Source organism: Actinomyces johnsonii (genome assembly GCF_006546835.1).
GTDB lineage: Bacteria > Actinomycetota > Actinomycetes > Actinomycetales > Actinomycetaceae > Actinomyces > Actinomyces johnsonii.
On the sequence record NZ_VICB01000004.1, the window covers coordinates 204,692 to 223,172 of the forward strand.

Consider the following 18,481-nt stretch of genomic DNA (forward strand, 5'->3'; position numbering starts at 1 on the left):
GTCACGGCGCGGCCGCAGGCCTCGACACGGCCCGGTGTGAGGTCGGCAGGCCTCGGAGGCACTCGGTCGCCCCCAAAGCGCGCATCCGGGTTACGAAACGCGCACAGATTGGTACGCTTGTACCAACACGGATCGAGGGGACCCCGCAGCGGCCCCGGGCCGCAGTCGAGGAGGACGCGCATGGATGAGGAACCGGTGGAGCACAAGGACCCAGTGGCGCAGACGATGTCGGGCGTCTCCCGGAACCCCTTAGCGGAGGCTGGCAGCGAGACCGGAGGGGACGTCACCGACCGCCTGCGGGAGCTCAGCGAGCACGCCGGGGTTCTCAGTCGCAAGAACACCCACCTGGCCAACGCCCTGCGGGCGGCGCGTCAGGAGCTGGCGGCTTTGCACGAGGACGTCAAGGCCCTTCAACTCCCGCCCCTGGCGCACGCCACGGTCCTGGTCGTGGATGCCACTGCACGCACCGCCGATGTCTCCATCGCTGGGAGGCGCCACCGGGTGGGCGTGGGGCCTGCCGTCGTGTCCTCCTCGCTGCACCCGGGCGACGATGTCGTCCTCAACGAGCATCTCGTCATCACCGCGACCTGCCCCTCGCCCCGCTTTGGTGAGGTCGTCACCGTCAAGGAGACCTACGACGACGGCACCGTCCTCGTCCTGGCCCGCCACGACGAGGAGCAGGTCCTCACCCTCTCCGCCGCCTTGACCGACCGCCGCCCCCGGGTGGGCGACGCGCTCGTGGCCGACCTGGCCGTGCGCATGGCACTGCGCCCCGTGGTGCGCTCCGAGGTTGAGGAGCTCGTCCTGGAGGAGGTGCCCGACGTCGGGTACGAGGACATCGGCGGACTGGGCGAGCAGATCGAGCTCATCCGCGATGCCGTCGAGCTGCCCTTCCTGCATCCCGACCTCTACCGCGAGCACCGGCTCACCCCACCGCGCGGCGTGCTGCTCTACGGGCCGCCCGGCTGCGGCAAGACGCTCATCGCCAAGGCGGTCGCCGCCTCCTTGAGCGCGGGCGGGCGGGGCGAGGCCTACTTCCTCAACATCAAGGGGCCCCAGCTGCTGGACAAGTACGTGGGAGAGACCGAGCGGCGCATCCGCGTCATCTTCGCCCGGGCCCGGGAGAAGGCCGCCACCGGGGTGCCCGTCGTCGTCTTCTTCGACGAGATGGACTCCCTGTTCCGCACCCGCGGATCGGGGCGGTCCTCGGACGTGGAAACCACCGTGGTCCCGCAGATGCTCGCCGAGATCGACGGCGTCGACGAGCTTGACAACGTCGTGGTCATCGGGGCCACCAACCGCGAGGACATGATCGACCCGGCGATCCTGCGGCCGGGCCGCCTCGACGTCAAGATCCGCATCGGCCGACCGGACCGGGACGGCGCTGCCGAAATCCTGGCGACCTACCTGACGCCCGACCTCCCGATCAGCGAGGAGCTCCTGGCCGCCCACGGCGGCGCGCAGGGGGCGGTGGACGCTCTTATCGAGCAGGTGGTCGAGGCCCTCTACACCCGCCGCCGCGCCACCGAGATGGTTGAGCTCACCCGCTCCGACGGGCAGGTCGAGATCCTCCACGTCGCCGACCTCGTCAGCGGCGCCATGCTCGCCAACATCGTCGACCGGGCCAAGAAGGCGGCGGTCAAGGACTTGGTCACCGGCGGGAAGCGCGGTCTGACGCAGGAGCACCTGCACCGCGCCGTTATCGAGGAGATCATGGAGAACGAGGGCCTGCCCGCCACCGTCCACCCCGACGACTGGGCCCGCGTCAGCGGGCGGCGCGGCGCCCCGGTGACCTCCATGGCCGTGCTCCAGCGCCCCCGGGAGGAGTGAGGACGTGGCATCGACGAGTTCCCATCGGGCCCCCGGCCGCGAGGTGACGGTCATGGGGATGGAGACCGAGTACGGCATCCTCGGTGCTGAGCCCGAGGACGTCGTGGCGGCCTGTCTGGAGGCCGAGATTGAGCAGGGGCGCTGTCCGGGTGTGCGCTGGGACTACTCGGGGGAGTACCCTCTGCGCGACGCCCGCGGTTTCGAGGTGGACCGCTCAGCGGTCGATCCCTCCATGCTCACCGACGTCCCTGGAGCCGCGTCCGTCGAGGGGCCCGTCCCCGGGCGACTGCGCACCACCGTCGTCGCGCGGCTGACCGCCCAGGAGGAGGCCTGGCAGCGCGGCACCGCCACCTGCCTGTCCAGTGGCGGGCGCCTCTATGTGGACCACGGCCACCCCGAGTACGCCACCCCCGAGTGCACCGGGGCCGCGCAGGCCGCCCTGGCCGACCGGGCCGGGGACCTCCTGGTGGCCCGGGGGGCCGAGCTGTTGCGCCGTCGTGGCGTGGCGGCCCGCCTGTTCAAGAACAACGTCGACGGCAAGGGCGCCACCTACGGCACCCACGAGAACTACCTCGTGCCCCGTTCGATCGACTTCGACGACCTCACCCAGGCCCTCGTGCCCCTGCTCGTGGTCCGCCCGCTCCTGGTGGGCTCCGGTCGGGTCGGCATCGGGGCCGTGGCCCGGGGCGCCGACTTCCAGATCAGTCAGAGGGCCGACTACCTGGAGAAGGTTGTGGGCCTGGGAACCACGGTGGACCGCCCCCTGGTCAACACCCGCGACGAGCCCCACGCCGACCCCGAGCGTTGGCGGCGCCTCCACCTGGTGCCCGGAGACGCCAATTGCTTCGACACGATGACCTGGCTCAAGCTCGGCATGACCTCCCTGGTGCTCCAGGTCCTGGCCGACGGCGTCCCCGCAGCCTGGCGCCGCCTGCGCCTGGCCGACCCCGTGACCCAGGCCCGGGAGGTCTCCCGCGACACCCGCCTTCGCGGCGCGCTCGAGCTGGCCGACGGTCGGCGCCTGAGCGCCCTGGAGATCCTGGAGCAGTACCTCGAGACGGTGCGCGGCCACCTGGGGGACCAGGGACGCGCCGCGCCGGCGCCGGTGGGCGACCCCCTGCGCCCGGACCTGTCGGCGCTGGCCGACGGCGCAGACACCGACGGAGCCGAGACCGGCGCGATCCTCGCCTTCTGGCAGGCCTCGCTGCGCGAGCTCGAGACTCTGCGCGCCGGGGGCGACGGGTCAGAAGGCCCGGGAGACTCGGAAGGCCTCGCCGGGCACCTGGAGTGGGTCGCCAAGAAGCAGCTTCTGGACGCCACCGCTCGCCGCCACCCCGATGCGCACGGGCACGATGTCCTCCACGCCGTCGACCTGGCCTGGTCCGAGCTGTCTCCGGCCGGGCGAGGCCTGGCCGAGCGGGTGCCCGCCGGCGTCGACGCACGCGGTGGGCTCGACGAGCAGATGGGGGAGGCGTCCCTCGCCGAGCCGCCCGCCACGACCCGGGCCTGGCTTCGCGGTAGGCTCGTGAGTGCCTTCCCCGGCCAGGTGGTCGCCGCCGGCTGGCACTCCATGGTTCTGGAGACCGGTGAGAAGGACCAGCGTCGCCTGCCCCTGACCGACCCCCTGTCCTTCACCCGCGCCATCGCGTCACCGGCCGTCGAGGGCGCCGCCGACGTCGTCGAGGTCCTGACGCGCCTGACGGGCGAGCGCCTGGACCGCCTAGCGCCCACCACCGAAGCCGTGACCGTACCCGCCACCCCGTCAGGAGAATAGATAATGAGTGAGTTCGCCCAGCCGTCCCGCAGCCGTCAGGACGACCCCGCCCCCGACGACGATCCGGGTCCGGCCCCCGCCGGACCCGCCCGGGGCCAGGGCCTGGAGTCGGTCCTGGACATGATCGACGACGTCCTGGCCGTCGACGCCCAGGAGTTCGTGCGCGGCTTCGTCCAGAAGGGCGGCCAGTGAGCGCCAGCGGCCCAGGTCCGCGCGTCACCGGCCTGGAGACCGAGTTCGGCGTCCTGTGCGCCCCCGCCAGGCCGCAGGCAGCCGCGAAGGGGGACCTGCCAGACGTGGAGCGGGCGGCGGCGCTCATCTTCCGTCACCGACCCGCCGGATACCGCAGCACCAACCTGTTCCTGCCCAACGGTGGGCGCCTCTACCTCGACATCGGTGACCACCCCGAGTACGCCACCGCCGAGTGCGTGCGCGTGCGCGACCTCATCGCCCAGGACCAGGCCGGGCGCGCGATCCTGGCCGCCATGGCGCAGCGCGCCGCCGCGAGCCTCGCTCAACGGGGAACCCCGGCCCGGCTCCACCTCCTGGCCAACAGCACCGACTCGGCCGGTCACACCTACGGCTGCCACGAGAGCTACTCCGTGCCCCGCCACCTGCTCGATGACTCGCCCGGGGCCCAGGGCGTCGACGGCGGGAGCGGTGAGGCCGTCATGGCGGTGCTCACCTCTTTCCTGGCCACCCGCCCCGTCCTGGTCGGCTCCGGGCGCCCTCTGGGGGCAGGCGCCGCCAACGGGAACATGGACGGCCCGGGCGCTGGGGACGAAGAGGCGGCCTGGGGCCTGTCTCCGCGCGCCCCGCACCTCAAGACCCTGACCTCCGCCGACACGACCGGGCAGCGAGCCCTGGTCAACACCCGCGACGAGCCCCACGCCGATGCCGCCCGTCTGCGCCGCCTGCACGTCACCTGCGCTGACACCACCATGGCCGAACCGACGACGGGACTGCGCAGCGCCGTGACTCTCCTGCTCCTGGACGCCCTTGAGGCCGGGTGGGACTTCACCGATCTCTCCCTGACCGACCCACTGGCCACGCTGTCCGCACTGGGGGAGAGTCCCTGGGGAGACGTCCCGGTCGCCACCATCGACGGCCGCCGCCTGACCGCCGTCGATATCCAGGAGGCCTTCCTGGAGCGACTCGCCTCCTACCTGGACGACACCGGTGTGCCCGACTTCCTCCGCGGCGCCGAGCACCTGCTGGAGGACCTGGCGCCCCGCGTCATCTCCGCGCTGCGCCACCACGACGCAGGTTCCATCGACACCGAGATCGACTGGGCGATTAAGCGCCGCCTCATGCGCGCCCAGCGCGAGCGCCACCCCCGGCTGTCCGGTGAGGCGCTGGAGGCCCTGCGCTCGCGGGTGGACCTGGCCTATCACGACCTCAACGACGAGACCGGACTCGCCCCGCGCCTGACCGCGCAAGGGGCCATGGCGCGCCTGTGCGAACCGGAGGAGATCGAGCGCGCTCACCACGCGCCCCCGACGACGCGCGCCGCCCTGCGCGGAGCCTTCGTGGCGGCCTGCCTGGAGGTGGGCGCCGACTTCTCGGTGACCTGGGAGAGCCTGCGCCTGGACTCGCCGCCCACCGCACCGGTCGACCTGTCCGACCCCCTGGCGGCGGTTCATGAGGTCGCCGAGGCCCTGACCGAGCGGGTCAAGCACCTGCGCCCCGAGGAGATGCACCGCATCGACCTCGTGGGACGCGGGGGCCTGGGCGCGCCTGGTTAGGCTCCCTCGAGCCTCGCGCTGGCGTCCTTCAGCACTCATTCGTCACCCGGTTCTCTCGTCTTTTCAACGGTTAGTCCTGATCGTCCTATAGCTGCTCCGTGCCTGTTCAGCCCTTGCGGGAACCCCCAAGAAGGAGTACATACTTAGGTGTGCCTCACCAAAGCCGGTGGGGTGCTGACGAGAGGATCCGGTATGGCCGGCACAGCCAGTTCAGTCAGGACAGCAGCGACCAACCCCGCCAGTGGCAACGGTGGTGCCCGGGCGACGAACATCGCCTCGCCGCGCAACCTCATCAACGTGGGAGTCTTCACCGCCCTGTACTTCATCGCCCTGTTCACCTCCGGGATGCTCGGAGCGATCCACCCGATCATGATCTTCATCGGCGGGATCCTCGGCATCCTCGTCGAGGCGATCATCTGCATGCTCTACGTGGCCCGGACCCGGGCCTTCGGCGCCTACGCCATCCTGGGGCTCATCATCGGCATCCTCATGGTCGCCACCGGACACGCCTGGGTCACACCCCTGATCGCAACCGTCCTGGGACTCGCCGCCGACACCATCACCCGCGCCGGTGGATACGCCAGAACCGCCACCAACGCCCTGGGGTTCGCCGTCTTCTCCATGTGGGCCATCAGCCCGATCCTCCCGGTGATATGGGCCTCGGACGCCTACTTCGCCGACATCCGCGAGTCCATGGGGGACACGTACGCCAGAGACCTCCAGTCGCTGATCAGCATGAAGTTCCTTCTTGGGTGGATGCTCGTCATCGCACTCGTGGCCGGTGCTAGCGCTCTGCTGGGAATGAAGGTGCTGCGCAAGCACTTCGAGCGCGCAGGCGTCGCCTGAGCATGCGGCGTCCACAGATCTCGATGTCCCCGGCCGGCCCGGCAGCGCCGGAAGCGCCGCGCCCGCAGAGCCGCTCGCTCCTCGATGCCCCGTTCGGGGCGCGCCCTCGCTCCGGCGCCAGCGCTATTGCCCGTGTTCGTGCCGATCCGCGCAGCAAGTTCCTGCTGCTCCTGGTGTGCAATGTGCTGGTGATGGGGGTTGCCCCCACCGGCGCCGTCGGACTCATCGCGGTCCTGGTGGGGGTGCTCATCGCCCTGGACGAGCCGGTGCGCGTCCTCATGAGCTACTGCGCCATCACCGCGATGTTCTGGGGACTGACTCAGCTGCCTCAGTGGCGGCCGAGCGGGCTCGCGGTGTTCCTCGGAGTCGTTGCCTACTGGCTGCTGCGCTTCGCCATCTCACTGTCTTTGGGGGCATGGTTCGTCACCACCACCCGCGTGAGCACCCTGCTGGCGGCCCTCAACCAGCTGCGCGCGCCGCGGTTCCTCACCATTCCGCTGGCGGTGCTCTTCCGGTTCGTGCCGGTGGCCCTCGATGAGGCCAGGGGCGTCATCGAGGCCATGCGGCTGCGTGGCTACAGCGGCTCCTACCTGTGGCGCCACCCGCTTCAGTGCATTGAGAAGCTCGTGGTGCCCGTCCTGGCCGCCTCGGCCCGTAGCGCCGACGACCTCTCGGCCGCGGCTCTCATCAGGGGTCTGGGAGGCGGCGGCCGCCCCACCGTCGTCGATCGTCTGCGCTTCGGGAGCGCCGACGCCGTGCTCCTCGCACTGAGCGCCGCCATGGTGGCGCTCGCGCTGTTGCCCGCCCCGGGGGCGTGGCGGTGAGCCCGCTCGATGAGACGAGGCTGGGCATCAGAGGCGTCTCCTACGCCTATCCCACCGGCCAGCAGGTGCTCGACGGCGTTGATCTGGATGTCGCTCCCGGAAGTCTCACCCTCGTGTGCGGGGCCTCGGGGTCGGGCAAGTCCACGATCCTGCGGCTGCTCAACGGCCTCATCCCGCACTTCCACGACGGCGAGCTCACCGGCCGGGTCTTCGTCGGGGACGAGGAGGTCTGCGACACCCCGATCGAGCGCTCCGGCCTGCGCACCGCCACGGTCTTCCAGAATCCCGCCTCCCAATTCTTCACGACCACTGTGGCCGACGAGCTCGCCTTCGCGCCCCAGAACTACCAGGTCCCCGCGCCGGAGATCTGGCAACGTCGCAACGAGGCCCTGGAGACGCTGGGCATCACCGACCTGGCCGAGAGGGAGCTGTGCGGCCTGTCCGGCGGACAGACCCAGAAGGTCGCCTGCGCCCAGGCCCTGGCCCAGCAGACCCCCGTCATCCTCCTGGACGAGCCCACCTCTAACCTGGACCCGCGGGCGATTGACGACGTGCGCGCCGCCATCGAACGGCTCAAACAGTCCGGCCGGACCCTCGTGGTGGCCGAGCACCGCATCTACTTCCTGCGCGGACTCGTCGACGAGGCCGTCATCATGGGGCGGGGACGCGTCCTGTACCGGATGAGCGGCGAGGAGCTGTGGCGGATCGAGGACGAGCGGCGCAGGCGGCTGGGCCTGCGCACCCTGGAGCGGCCCCGCCTGGCCGCGAGCCCCGAGCCCGTCGCTGCCCGGGCCGGCCACGCGGATAGGACGGCCGACGACGTCGCGAGTAACGGCGTCGAGCATCCCTCCCGCGCGGCCGGTGGCGCACTGCGGGCCGAGCCCGACGAGACTCCCGGAGGTCCGCAGGAGGGCGGTCTGCGTATCGAGAACCTGAAGGTCGAGCGCGGCGGCCGCCTCATCCTCGACATCTCCGAGCTCTTCTTCCCCGCAGGTGCGATCACCGGCGTCATGGGTGCCAATGGGATCGGCAAAACAACCCTGGCGCGAGCCGTCTGCGGTCTGCAACGCGCCCGCAGGGGCGTGCGCATCGCCCTGGACGGTAAGGAGCTTGCCGCCGGGCAGGCCTTCCTCGTCATGCAGGACGTCCACCGCCAGCTCTTCGCCGAGTCGGTCTCCCGGGAGGCCGGCCTTCCGCAGCTCAAGCGCCTCGACCTGGCCGACCTGGCCGACCGTCACCCGCTTTCGCTCAGCGGCGGGCAAAAGCAGCGCCTCGTCATCGCCACCGCGATCGACCAAGACGCCCGCGTCCTCATCCTGGATGAGCCCACCTCCGGTGTCGACCACCGACATCTCGTGGCTATCGCCGCTGAGCTGCGGGACCTGGCGCGCGAGGGGCGCGTCGTCATCGTCATCAGCCACGACATCGAGTTCCTTAACGAGTGCACCGACCACGTCATTGAGATTGAATGACATCTCACTGAAGGTAAATAATGATAATGATTTGCAAGTATGACGATATTCGAGTAGATGTGCGGTCATCGCGCTGGCGCGCCTGAGGTGGTGCGTCCTCGGTACTCCGGTACGACGTCGGACTGTTCACCACGACCTGCGAGAACACACAAGGAGAAGAAATGAGTCCCACCAACCGCACAGCGACATCGACTGGGCAGGAGCGGCCCACCGTACGCACGTCGTCGCGCTCGGGTCTGGCCGACTCCGCGCTCGGCACCCGCAATCTCATGACGATCGCTGCCCTGGCCGTAGTCTCGATGATTCTCCTCGTGCCGCTGAGCTACCTGGCCCCGGCGGCGGGAGCCTCCCGAGATGCAGTGCTCTTGGGCTGCGCGATCATGGGACTGTGGCTCGTGCCGTACCTGCTGCCCGCCACCGTCGTGCGCCGCCCCGGCGCCGTGATGATCGCGGCCCTTCTCATGGGCATCATGTGTGTCTTCACCACTCCGACCGGCCCTGCGGCCATTGTCGGCAACCTCATCGGCGGAGCCTTCGTCGAGGTACCCCTGGCTCTCCTGCTCTACCGGAAGTGGACCTGGTGGTCCTACCTGCTCTCGGCGATGACCTTCGGTCTGCTTAACGGCATCATGTACGTCTCCGTCATGAGCGCCTCGGCGGGCGTCGCCTCCGCGAGTGCCGGCGTCATCATCGCCGTGGTTTCGGCACTTGTCGGTGGCGCCATCACCATCGTCCTGACCCGGCTGCTCAACCGCGCCGGTGTCGGCATCGACCACCGCGCGACCGGCCGTGCCTGAGTCAGCGCTCGCCGTGTCCGATGCGCCCGCGGTGGAGCAATCGCATGGCGAGCCGGCAGAACCGGCGCTGGTGAGGATCGAGGGGCTCAGCGTCCACTACCTCGGGCGCGAGAGCTGGGTCCTGGACTCAGTGAGCCTCACCCACCTGCGCGGCCAGGTCACAGCCGTCATCGGTCCGTCGGGCTGCGGCAAGACCACGCTGGTGCGTGCCTTGTGTGGTCTTATCCCGCACTGCCTGCCCTCGGAGTACTCCGGCAGCCTGAGCCTGGACGGTACCGAGGTCGCCGATGCCACCGTCCAGGCCCTGGCCGAGACCGTCGCCTACGTCGGTCAGAACCCCGACGCCGCCGTCGTCACCCGCACCGTCCACGACGACGTCGCCTTCCCGCTGCAGAACCTGTGCCTGCCCCGCAGTGAGATCACCTCGCGGGTTCACGAGGCCCTGCGCGCCGTGGGCCTGATCGAACGCATCTGGGATGACCCCTGGAGACTCTCAGGCGGACAGCGCCAGCGTCTCGCCGTCGCTGTCGCCCTGGCCATGCGCCCGCAGCTCCTCGTCCTCGACGAGCCCACCAGCACCATCGATGCCACTGGGCGCGAGGAGTTCTACACACTCATCTCCTCCCTGACGGCCTCCGGGACGGCAGTCGTCGTCATCGACCATGACCTCGACCCGGTACTGCCCATCGTCGACCAGGTCCTCGCCCTCGATGCCGCCGGAAGCATCATCGCCATCGGCACCCCGCGCGAGGTCTTCATGGGGCACCGCGGCGAGCTGACCGACGCCGGCGTATGGATGCCCCGGTCCCTGCGCGACCTCGACGATGACCTCCTCGCGGGTTCTTCCGGGCAGGGAATGCCATTGACCTGCGCCGAAGCCGGAATCCGGGTGCCACGGCTCACCGACATGTGCGCGGACGGCGAGGTGCGTTACCTGGAAAAGCAGACACGGGACTCCGCTGAGAGCTGGCAGCGGGTCGAGGCGATTGACACCCGCGACGCGCTCGCGGGCGTGACTCGTCAGGAGCCCAGAACCAGCGTGGAGCTGGTCGACCTCGAGGTTCCGGGGCGTTCGCCCAGCGTGTCCATGCAACTGGGCGGCGGGGAACTTGTGGCGCTCGTCGGCCCCAACGGCGCGGGCAAGTCCTCGATCCTGTCCGCCCTGGCCGGTCTCGTGCGCTCCACCGCACGCAAGGCGGTGGTTGGTGGCCGGGAGGTGGGTAGGGGCAGGCACCTGGTCGGCTACGTCTTCCAGAATCCGGAGCACCAGTTCGTGGCCACCACCGTCGGGGTCGAGCTCGCCGTCGGAGGCACCTCTCCGGAACGGGTTAACCAGCTCCTTCAGCAGTTCCATCTGACCGCCCACCGGAACCATCACCCCCTGACCCTCTCAGGCGGCCAGGCCCGCAGGCTCTCGGTAGCCACCATGGTCAGCGAGGAGCGCGACGTCGTCGTCCTGGACGAGCCCACCTACGGGCAGGACTGGGATAACACCTGTGAGCTCATGGACTTCATCGACCAGCTGCGCCATCAGGGGCGCACGGTCATCATGGCCACACACGACCTCGAGCTCGCCCTGGAGCACTGCACCCACATCATCGCACTGCCAGGGCCGACGTCGCGAACCGGCACGGACCCCGATCGGGCGCAGCAGGTCACCGAGGTCGACGACGCAGACGATACGGCGAAGGCAGACGACAGCGGGTCGGCGGCCTCATCTCCCGGCCCATCCGACCCTCGCCCGGTGCCGCCCCGGCCCCAACCGCGACGCGGCTTGTTCACCTCGCTCAACCCCCTCACCCTCTTCGCGTCGGTCCTGCCGGTCATGGTGATGGTCTTCGCTCTGCGCAACTATCACCTCAACCTGGGCGTCCTGCTGGCCTCCTCGGTCCTGGTCATCGCCGCACGCGCCTCCCTGCGGCGCACCATGGCCTCGGTGATTGCCCCCTGGGCGGTCACTACGCTCATGATCTGGATCTTCAGCAGCGGAAGCCACCATCAGGAGACTGCTGCGCGCCTTTACGACCTGGGTGACGCGGTGACAGGAGGTACCGGCATCGGTGCGCTCGTCGCACTCGTCCTCGTCTCCGGAGTCTCCACCGACCCCGAAGCTCTCATCCGCACCCTGACCACCACCTTCCGCATGCCCTACCGTCTGGGGGCCGCGGGCACCGCGGCCATCGCCTTCATCACCCGATTCCACGACGACTTCGTACTCCTGCGCACCGCCAGGGCACTGCGCGGAATCGGAGGGCGCTGGGGGCTCGCGGCCCCCGTGGTCCGCTGGGTCGGATCCGTTCTGCCGCTGATGATCCTGGCCATCCAGCACGCCGAGCGCGTCGCCCTGTCCATGGACTCGCGCGCCTTCGGCGCCCATCGGCGGCGCACCGAGATGACCGATGAGCCCTGGAGAGCGCGCGACTGGTGCGTCGTCGTGCTCACCTGGGCGCTGGTCACCGTCACCTGGAACACGCTCCGTTGAGGAGAGCATCATGACCAACGACACGACTCACCAGACGACGAAACGCACTGCCAAACCGCAGGACGACCGGCGCAGTGGCACCGCCGATGCCGTCCGGCGCGGCGTCACCGTCGGAGACCTCATTCGGCCGGCGCGCCCGGCCATGATCGTCTCCGGCCTGCTGACCGCGCTCGGAGCGCTGATGTCCATCGCCCCCTTCGAGGCCCTGCGCAACATGGCGGCCATATGGCTGGGCGAGGCCTCACCGGAGGGGTGGCGTGGCAGCCTGTGGTCCTGGGCGGCGCTCGCAGTCGTAGCCCTGTTCGCCTCCCAGGCCCTCTACCTGGCCGGCCTCGGGATCACGCATCTGGCCGAGGCCCGGCTGCGACACCACCTGCGTGAGCGGGTCGTCGAGGCCATCAGCGGCCTGCCCCTGGGACGGGTGGCGCAGATCCCGCACGGCACCATCCGCAAGATGGTCTGCGACGACACCACCGCCATCCACACCCTCGTGGCCCACATCCCCTGCGACGCCACCAACGCCGTCGTCATGGCAGTGGCCGGAGCGGCCTATCTGCTGTGGACCGACTGGCGCCTGGCCTGCGCGCTGCTGGGGCTGTGGGTACTAACCCTGGGGGTCATGTCCCTGACCCTGGCCGGCATGTCGGGTATCACCGAGCGCTTCGGCGCCGCGCAGACCGCGCTGGCCGCCGCGACCGTGGAGATGATCGAGGGCATCAAGGAGATCAAGGGCTTCCAGGCCACCGACGCCTCCCGCACCCGTTTCAGCCGGGCCCGCACCGAGTTCTCCAGGCTGTCATACGAGTGGGTGAGCAGGTCCGGCCGAAGCATCAGCGCCATGACGGCGGTCCTGCGCCCCTCCACGGTCTTCGCCACGGTCGCGCTCCTGGCCGTCCTGTTCACCTCCCAGGGGTGGACGCCGCTGTCCGCGACGCTGCCCTTCTTCCTGGTGGCCCTTGGGCTACCGGAGGGGCTCATGACCCTCATCGGCCTCATGCAGCACATGTACGAGTCCAGAATGGCCGCCCAGGCCACCGCAGAGCTGCTCTCCCAGTCGCCGATGCCCGAGGGGACTCACAACGACGGTGAGGGGCCGGCCCCCGGGCGCGTCGCCGTCGAGGACGTCACCTTCTCCTACGAACCGGGCTCTCCGGTCCTGCGCGGCGTGTCCTTCACCGCTGAACCGGGAACCGTCACGGCGCTCGTCGGCCCCTCCGGGGGTGGCAAGTCGACCCTGGCCCGCCTCATCGCCCGCTTCTACGACGTCGACGACGGTGCTGTGCGCATCAGCGGCATCGATGTGCGCGAAGCGACCTTCCCCTGGCTGCTCTCGCGCGTGGCGATCGTCCTGCAGGACGTCGCCCTGGCCCACGAGTCCGTCCACGACAACATCGCCCTGGGACGCCCTGGTGCCACGCGGGAGCAGGTCGAGGCGGCCGCCCGCGCGGCCTGCATCCACGAGCGCATTACGCGTCTGCCTCACGGCTACGACACGATCCTGGGAGATACGGGCGGGTTCCTCTCCGGCGGAGAGCGCCAGCGCGTGACCCTGGCGCGCGCCTACCTCCAGGACGCCCCCGTCCTCGTCCTGGACGAGGCCACCGCCCAGGCAGACCCCGCCTCCGAGCGCGACATCCACCAAGCCCTGTCCCGACTGGCGGCCGGGCGGACCGTCATCATCATCGCCCACCGCCTGTCCACGATCCGCGATGCCGACCAGATCCTCGTCGTCGACGCAGGACGCATCGCCGAACGCGGCACGCACGAGGAGCTGCTGGCTGCAGGCGGCCGTTACGCCGCCATGTGGAGCAGCCAGGACCTGAGCGAGGAGACCGACGCCGCGGCACTGACCGCCCTGACCGAGCCATCCGGGGCCAAGACCGCCGGGCGGGAGGAGAAATAGCATGTGGAGCCTGCTGACGCGAATCGTCAATGCCGCCGAGATGCGGACCATCACCGCCTGGTTCGCAGCCTCCGCCGTCCTTCAGGGCCTCACCCTGGCCCTCATGATCCCCTTCCTCCGCGCCCTCTACTCCCGCTCGGAGTCCCTGACCGCCTGGCTGATCGCTGTCGTGCTCATGGGAGTGAGCACCGTCGTCGTCGACACCACGGCCATGCACCGCTCCTACCGGGTCAGCGTCTTCGAGGTCTGCGACACGATGATCGACCGCATCGCCGAGCACGTCCTGACCCTGCCCCTGGGGTGGTTCAGCGCCGAGCGGGAGGCCGCCGTCGTCAACGCCACCTCCAAGGAGGTCAACACCCTCTCCCACCTGGCCTCCATGGTGATCCCCAATCTGTGCAACGCCTTCATCGTCCCGCTGGTCATGGTGGTGGCCACCGCCGTCGTCGAGTGGCCCCTGGCGCTTATCATGGCCGCCACCATCATCCCGCTGATCCTCGCGTGGCGGCTCATGGGAGCCGCAACCACCCGCGCCAACGAGATGGAGGACCGCACCTCAAGCGCCGCCGCCGGGCGTCTCGTGGAGTTCGCCAGACTCCAGCCGGTGCTCCGGGCAACCGGCGTCACCAAGACGGGCTGGGAGCCGGTGCGAGCCTCCCTGGAGGCCGACTCCGAGTCCACCCTGGACGGCTTGCGGGTCAAGGGCAGGCCCGGCCAGTACTTCAACCTCATCGTCAACATCGCCTTCGTCCTGGTCACGGCGGTCGGTCTGTCACGCGTGAGCGGGCACCGGCTCGACGTCGTCGGATACCTCGCGATCATGGCGGTTACCGCGCGCACACTCCTGCCACTGACCAAGGCCGCTCTGTACGCCTCCGAGGCGGACAACGCGAAGGTCGCCCTGCGGGCCGTGGGGGACATCCTCGACGCGCGTCCCCTGCCCGACCCCGAGCCCGGCCAGGAGATCGAGCCCCGGGGAACCACGATCGCCCTGAACGACGTCTCCTTCTCCTATGATGCCGGCCGCCCCGTCCTGGCGGGCGTCTCCATGACCGCCCGCCAGGGCCGGGTGACTGCCCTGGTGGGCCCGTCGGGGGCGGGCAAATCCACAATCCTGCGCCTGGCCGCCCGGTTCTGGGACGTCGACGACGGGACGGTCACCATCGGCGGCGCACCGGTGCGCTCCATGCGGACCTCGACGATCATGGGCATGACCTCCATGGTCTTCCAAGACGTCTACCTGTTCGACACTACGATCCGGGAGAACCTGCGCATCGCCCGGCCCAGGGCCACCGATGCCGAGCTGGCCGAGGCCGCTCGGCGCGCCCGCCTGGACCGCGTCATCGAGGCGCTCCCGCACGGGTGGGACACCCAGGTCGGCCCCGGTGGGCTGAGCCTGTCTGGCGGGGAACGTCAGCGCGTCGCCATCGCCCGCGCCTTCGTCAAGGACGCCCCGATCCTCCTACTCGACGAGATCACCTCGGCCCTGGACGGGGAGAACGAGTCCGCCATCACCGAGGTGGTGCGCGAGCTCTCCGAGGGCCGAACCGTCATCGTGGTGGCCCACCGCCTGTCCACCGTCCGCCAGGCCGACGAGGTCGTCTTCCTCGAACCGACCCAGGCCGGTGCCCGCGTGGCCCAATGCGGTACGCCCCGGGAGCTGGCGGCCGTCCCCGGCCCCTTCCGCGAGTTCATCGAGGCCTCCACGGCCTCCTTGCGCTGGCACATCCGCCAGGAGTGACGCGCAGGCCGGCCATCTCGAATACGACAGATTCACGGACTGACGCTGTCTCATACCGAGCGGTATGAGACAGCGTTTCTGTTGCTATGAGAGCCCTCAAGGCTCTATGAAACCTTATTGAAATACTGTCTGGTATTGTGAATACCGACTGGTACGGATCAGATTGGTGGTCTGGTCGGGTACTCGGTTTCGGTTAGCAGAACGAAAGGAGAGGACTTCATGGCCGATGTACTAGCCATTGAGGACCTTCATAAGCACTTCGGAAGCGGGGCGCACACCGTGAGAGCCAACGCCGGTGTCACCATGCAGGTGGGGGCCGGCGAGGTGGTTGGGCTCCTCGGGCACAACGGCGCGGGCAAGACCACGCTGGTCAACCAGGTGGTGGGGCTGTTGCGTCCAACCTCCGGAAGCATCCGGCTCGACGGCGTCGACGCCGTTGCCAACCCCGCTCTCGCCCGCCGCCTCACCAACGTCCAGGCACAGGCCAATGTCCCCATCACGGGGCTCACGCCGCTGCTGGCCATCGACCTGGTAGGGCGCATGCGAGGAGGGCGTCCGCGCCAGACGCGCAGGCGCGCCGAGGAGCTCATCGAGGCTCTCGACCTGGGGGAGTGGGCGATGACTCCCGCGCAGAAAGTTTCCGGCGGTATCGCCCGCCTGACAGCCTTCGCCATGTGCGCCGTCGTCCCCGGGCGCCTGGTCATCCTCGACGAGCCCACCAACGACGTCGACCCGGTGCGCCGCCGTCTGCTGTGGGACCAGATTCGCCTCCTGGCCGATGCCGGATCCGCAGTCCTCCTCGTGACCCACAACGTGCGGGAGGCCGAACGGGCTGTCGACCGGCTCACCGTCCTGGATCACGGCCACGTCCTCGCTGAGGGAACTCCCGCAGCGCTCGTTGCCGGTCACGGATCGCCCTTCGTCCTGGAGGTCAGTCGGACTCACGGTCGGCGGTTCGAGTCGCCCGCGGGAATGACGCTGACACAGCACGATGCCGTGCGCGCATCCGTAGCAGTGCCCTCTGACCGTACGGCGCAGGCCGTGGAGTGGGCCGCTCACGCCCTCAAGGACGGAGCGATCGAGCGCTACGAGCTGGCGCCGATCTCACTGGAGGACGTCTACGTGGACCTTACCGGGGGCGCGGGTGAGGAGGCGCGCCGTCGTGCCGCGTGAAGCGGAACAAGACCCGGTCCAACCCGAAGCCACGTCGTGCGCACCGGCTCCCCAACGAGCTCAAGGTCAACGACCTGGAGGTCCAACCCGAAGCCACGTCGTGCGCACCGGCTCCTCGCTGTTGCGCGGGCATGACCTCCGTCCCCACAGAATCAGGAAATGAAGGAGAACCCGATGTCTACTCCAACCAGTACGACTGCTGATCCGGACCAGGCCGGTGGTACCGGCCTCAGGGCGGTGTCCCGGACGACTCCGCTCTGGCGCCAGCTCGGCCTGCTTGTTCAGTGGCAGTTCCGCCGCAGCCTGCCCATGCTTCCTCTCTTCATCATCGTCCAGACGCTGCTGTCCGTCTCAATGGTCCTGGGATACGGGCTCATAGTGGGCCACCCCGGCCGCGAGGCGAGCCTCTACCTGGCCGGCGGCGGCCCGGCGGTCGCGCTCATCTCGGTAGGTCTCATCATGACGCCCCAGTGGGTCTCCCAGTCGCGCACCGAGGGCAGCCTGGACTGGATGCGTACCCTGCCCGTCCCCAGAGTCGCCTTCCTCCTGGCTGACCTCGCGATCTGGACCGCTCTCGCGCTACCCGGTCTGGTCGTGGGCGTCCTCGTCGCCAATGCCCGCTTCGATGTCGACCTCGCCCCGCAGTGGTGGCTGATACCCGGCGCCGTGCTCGTCGCCCTGACAGCAGCCTGCATCGGCTACGCCATCGCCACCCTCCTGGCTCCGGCCCTGGCCCAGATCCTCTCCCAGGTGCTCGCCTTCGGCATCATGCTGTTCTCACCCGTCAGCTTCCCCACCGACAGGCTCCCCGACTGGGCACAGGAGATCCACCGCTGGCTGCCCTTCGAGCCCATGGCGCAGGTGGTGCGCGCCGGTCTGTTCTCCCACGACGCCACCATGCCCATCCGTTCCTGGATTCTGCTGGGCGGATGGTGCCTGGTGGCCGTTGCCGGAGCGTCATGGGCCCTGGGAAGGCGGCCCTGAGCCGGCCGGGATGCCCGCATGGTCGGGGCCCGGTGGAGGAAGTGGCGGATGCGGGGGAGGGAGCGCTGTAAAACCCTTCTTGAGGGACCTCCTCTACAGTGGGGACATGACCGCCAGGAGCTCCGCCCGCGGGCCGAACAGTGACAGTGATGACTCCGGGGCCTCCGCCTCCGATAACATCAGGGATGCGACGCGCGCCCTCAATGAGGCGATCAGCGCCTTCTCCCGTGCGGTGGGGGCGGCCGGCCAGGGAGCGAGGCAGAGCAGTGAGAATGCCGTAGCGGCTTCCCTGGACCTCGCCTCCCGGAAGTTGGCCTCCGCCTCCACCGCAGTCAGCGGCGCTGCCCCGGGGCGGGGCGGTGGACGCCGTCGGAGTGAGGAGACCAGGGCACGGATTCTTGCCGCTGCCAGGGAGGTATTCGCCGCCGAGGGCTACGAGGGCGCCTCGGTCAGTGATATCGCCTCGGCCGCCGGGTTCACCAAGGGCGCCTTCTACTCCTCCTTCCCCTCCAAGGAGGCGCTGTTCCTGGAGGTCGTCACCTGTGGTGAGGAGAGCTCGGATGAGGCCGCGCGGGAAATGTCGAGCCCCGACCAGTGGGGCGAGCAGCTCCAGGAGCTTCCCATGGAGGATGTTGTCCTGCACCTGGAGACCTGGCTCTACGCGATACGCCACGAGGACTCCCGGGACCGACTGGCCGGCTCCTGGCGCCGCTGGCTGAGAGAGACCTCTCTCATGGTGGCCCGTTCCCACGGACGCCAGGAGTCGAGCCAGCAGGACGAGGAGACGGCATTCGGACTCCTGGCGGTGGGCATCTTCGGCCGCGTGAGCGCAGCCGTCACCACCTCGCAGGAGGTCGAACCCATCATCCAGCGCCTGTCCGAGCGTCTCCTTGAGGGTGGCGGTAACTGA

The 18,481-nt window shown here is 69.6% G+C and carries 14 protein-coding genes; all 14 read left to right on the forward strand.

Annotated elements, in window-relative coordinates:
- Positions 1-180: 180 nt before the first annotated feature.
- Positions 181-1,830 (forward strand): proteasome ATPase, encoded by a 1,650-nt coding sequence (gene arc / locus FK256_RS03655; protein ID WP_141423749.1) that lies wholly within the window; start codon positions 181-183, stop codon positions 1,828-1,830.
- Between the two features lie 4 nt (positions 1,831-1,834).
- A complete protein-coding gene (locus tag FK256_RS03660) occupies positions 1,835-3,604 on the forward strand; it encodes a proteasome accessory factor PafA2 family protein (protein WP_244936118.1) in 1,770 nt (589 codons plus the stop codon).
- 3 nt (positions 3,605-3,607) lie between these two features.
- Positions 3,608-3,796 carry a ubiquitin-like protein Pup gene (locus FK256_RS03665; RefSeq protein ID WP_009232257.1) on the forward strand — a complete coding sequence of 63 codons (189 nt, stop codon included), beginning with the start codon at positions 3,608-3,610 and terminating at the stop codon, positions 3,794-3,796.
- The gene (locus FK256_RS03670; protein ID WP_141423750.1) at positions 3,793-5,349 is read left to right on the forward strand and encodes a proteasome accessory factor PafA2 family protein; all 1,557 of its coding nucleotides are present in this window, start codon (positions 3,793-3,795) and stop codon (positions 5,347-5,349) included. The genes FK256_RS03665 and FK256_RS03670 overlap by 4 nt, the downstream gene beginning before the upstream one ends.
- Positions 5,350-5,541: 192 nt before the next feature.
- Positions 5,542-6,195, forward strand: coding sequence for an MptD family putative ECF transporter S component (locus tag FK256_RS03675; protein WP_141423751.1), 654 nt, complete (start codon positions 5,542-5,544; stop codon positions 6,193-6,195).
- A 2-nt stretch (positions 6,196-6,197) separates the two neighbouring features.
- Complete coding sequence (locus FK256_RS03680; protein WP_141423752.1) at positions 6,198-7,019, forward strand: energy-coupling factor transporter transmembrane component T; 822 nt, start codon at positions 6,198-6,200, stop codon at positions 7,017-7,019.
- Complete coding sequence (locus FK256_RS03685; protein ID WP_141423753.1) at positions 7,016-8,491, forward strand: ABC transporter ATP-binding protein; 1,476 nt, start codon at positions 7,016-7,018, stop codon at positions 8,489-8,491. The genes FK256_RS03680 and FK256_RS03685 overlap by 4 nt, the downstream gene beginning before the upstream one ends.
- Positions 8,492-8,652: 161 nt before the next feature.
- The gene (locus tag FK256_RS03690; protein WP_009232252.1) at positions 8,653-9,288 is read left to right on the forward strand and encodes an ECF transporter S component; all 636 of its coding nucleotides are present in this window, start codon (positions 8,653-8,655) and stop codon (positions 9,286-9,288) included.
- Between the two features lie 70 nt (positions 9,289-9,358).
- Positions 9,359-11,770 (forward strand): ATP-binding cassette domain-containing protein, encoded by a 2,412-nt coding sequence (locus FK256_RS03695; protein ID WP_141423895.1) that lies wholly within the window; start codon positions 9,359-9,361, stop codon positions 11,768-11,770.
- 10 nt (positions 11,771-11,780) lie between these two features.
- Positions 11,781-13,673: an ABC transporter ATP-binding protein gene (locus FK256_RS03700; RefSeq protein ID WP_141423754.1), complete on the forward strand. Its 1,893-nt coding sequence runs from the start codon at positions 11,781-11,783 to the stop codon at positions 13,671-13,673.
- Position 13,674: 1 nt separating this feature from the next.
- Positions 13,675-15,414 carry an ABC transporter ATP-binding protein gene (locus tag FK256_RS03705; protein ID WP_141423755.1) on the forward strand — a complete coding sequence of 580 codons (1,740 nt, stop codon included), beginning with the start codon at positions 13,675-13,677 and terminating at the stop codon, positions 15,412-15,414.
- A gap of 219 nt (positions 15,415-15,633) precedes the next feature.
- Positions 15,634-16,587, forward strand: coding sequence for an ABC transporter ATP-binding protein (locus FK256_RS03710; protein WP_141423756.1), 954 nt, complete (start codon positions 15,634-15,636; stop codon positions 16,585-16,587).
- Positions 16,588-16,761: 174 nt separating this feature from the next.
- Entirely contained in the window at positions 16,762-17,571 is an 810-nt protein-coding gene (locus FK256_RS03715) for an ABC transporter permease (RefSeq protein ID WP_039893350.1), read from the forward strand.
- A gap of 106 nt (positions 17,572-17,677) precedes the next feature.
- Complete coding sequence (locus FK256_RS14725) at positions 17,678-18,481, forward strand: TetR/AcrR family transcriptional regulator (RefSeq protein WP_141423757.1); 804 nt, start codon at positions 17,678-17,680, stop codon at positions 18,479-18,481.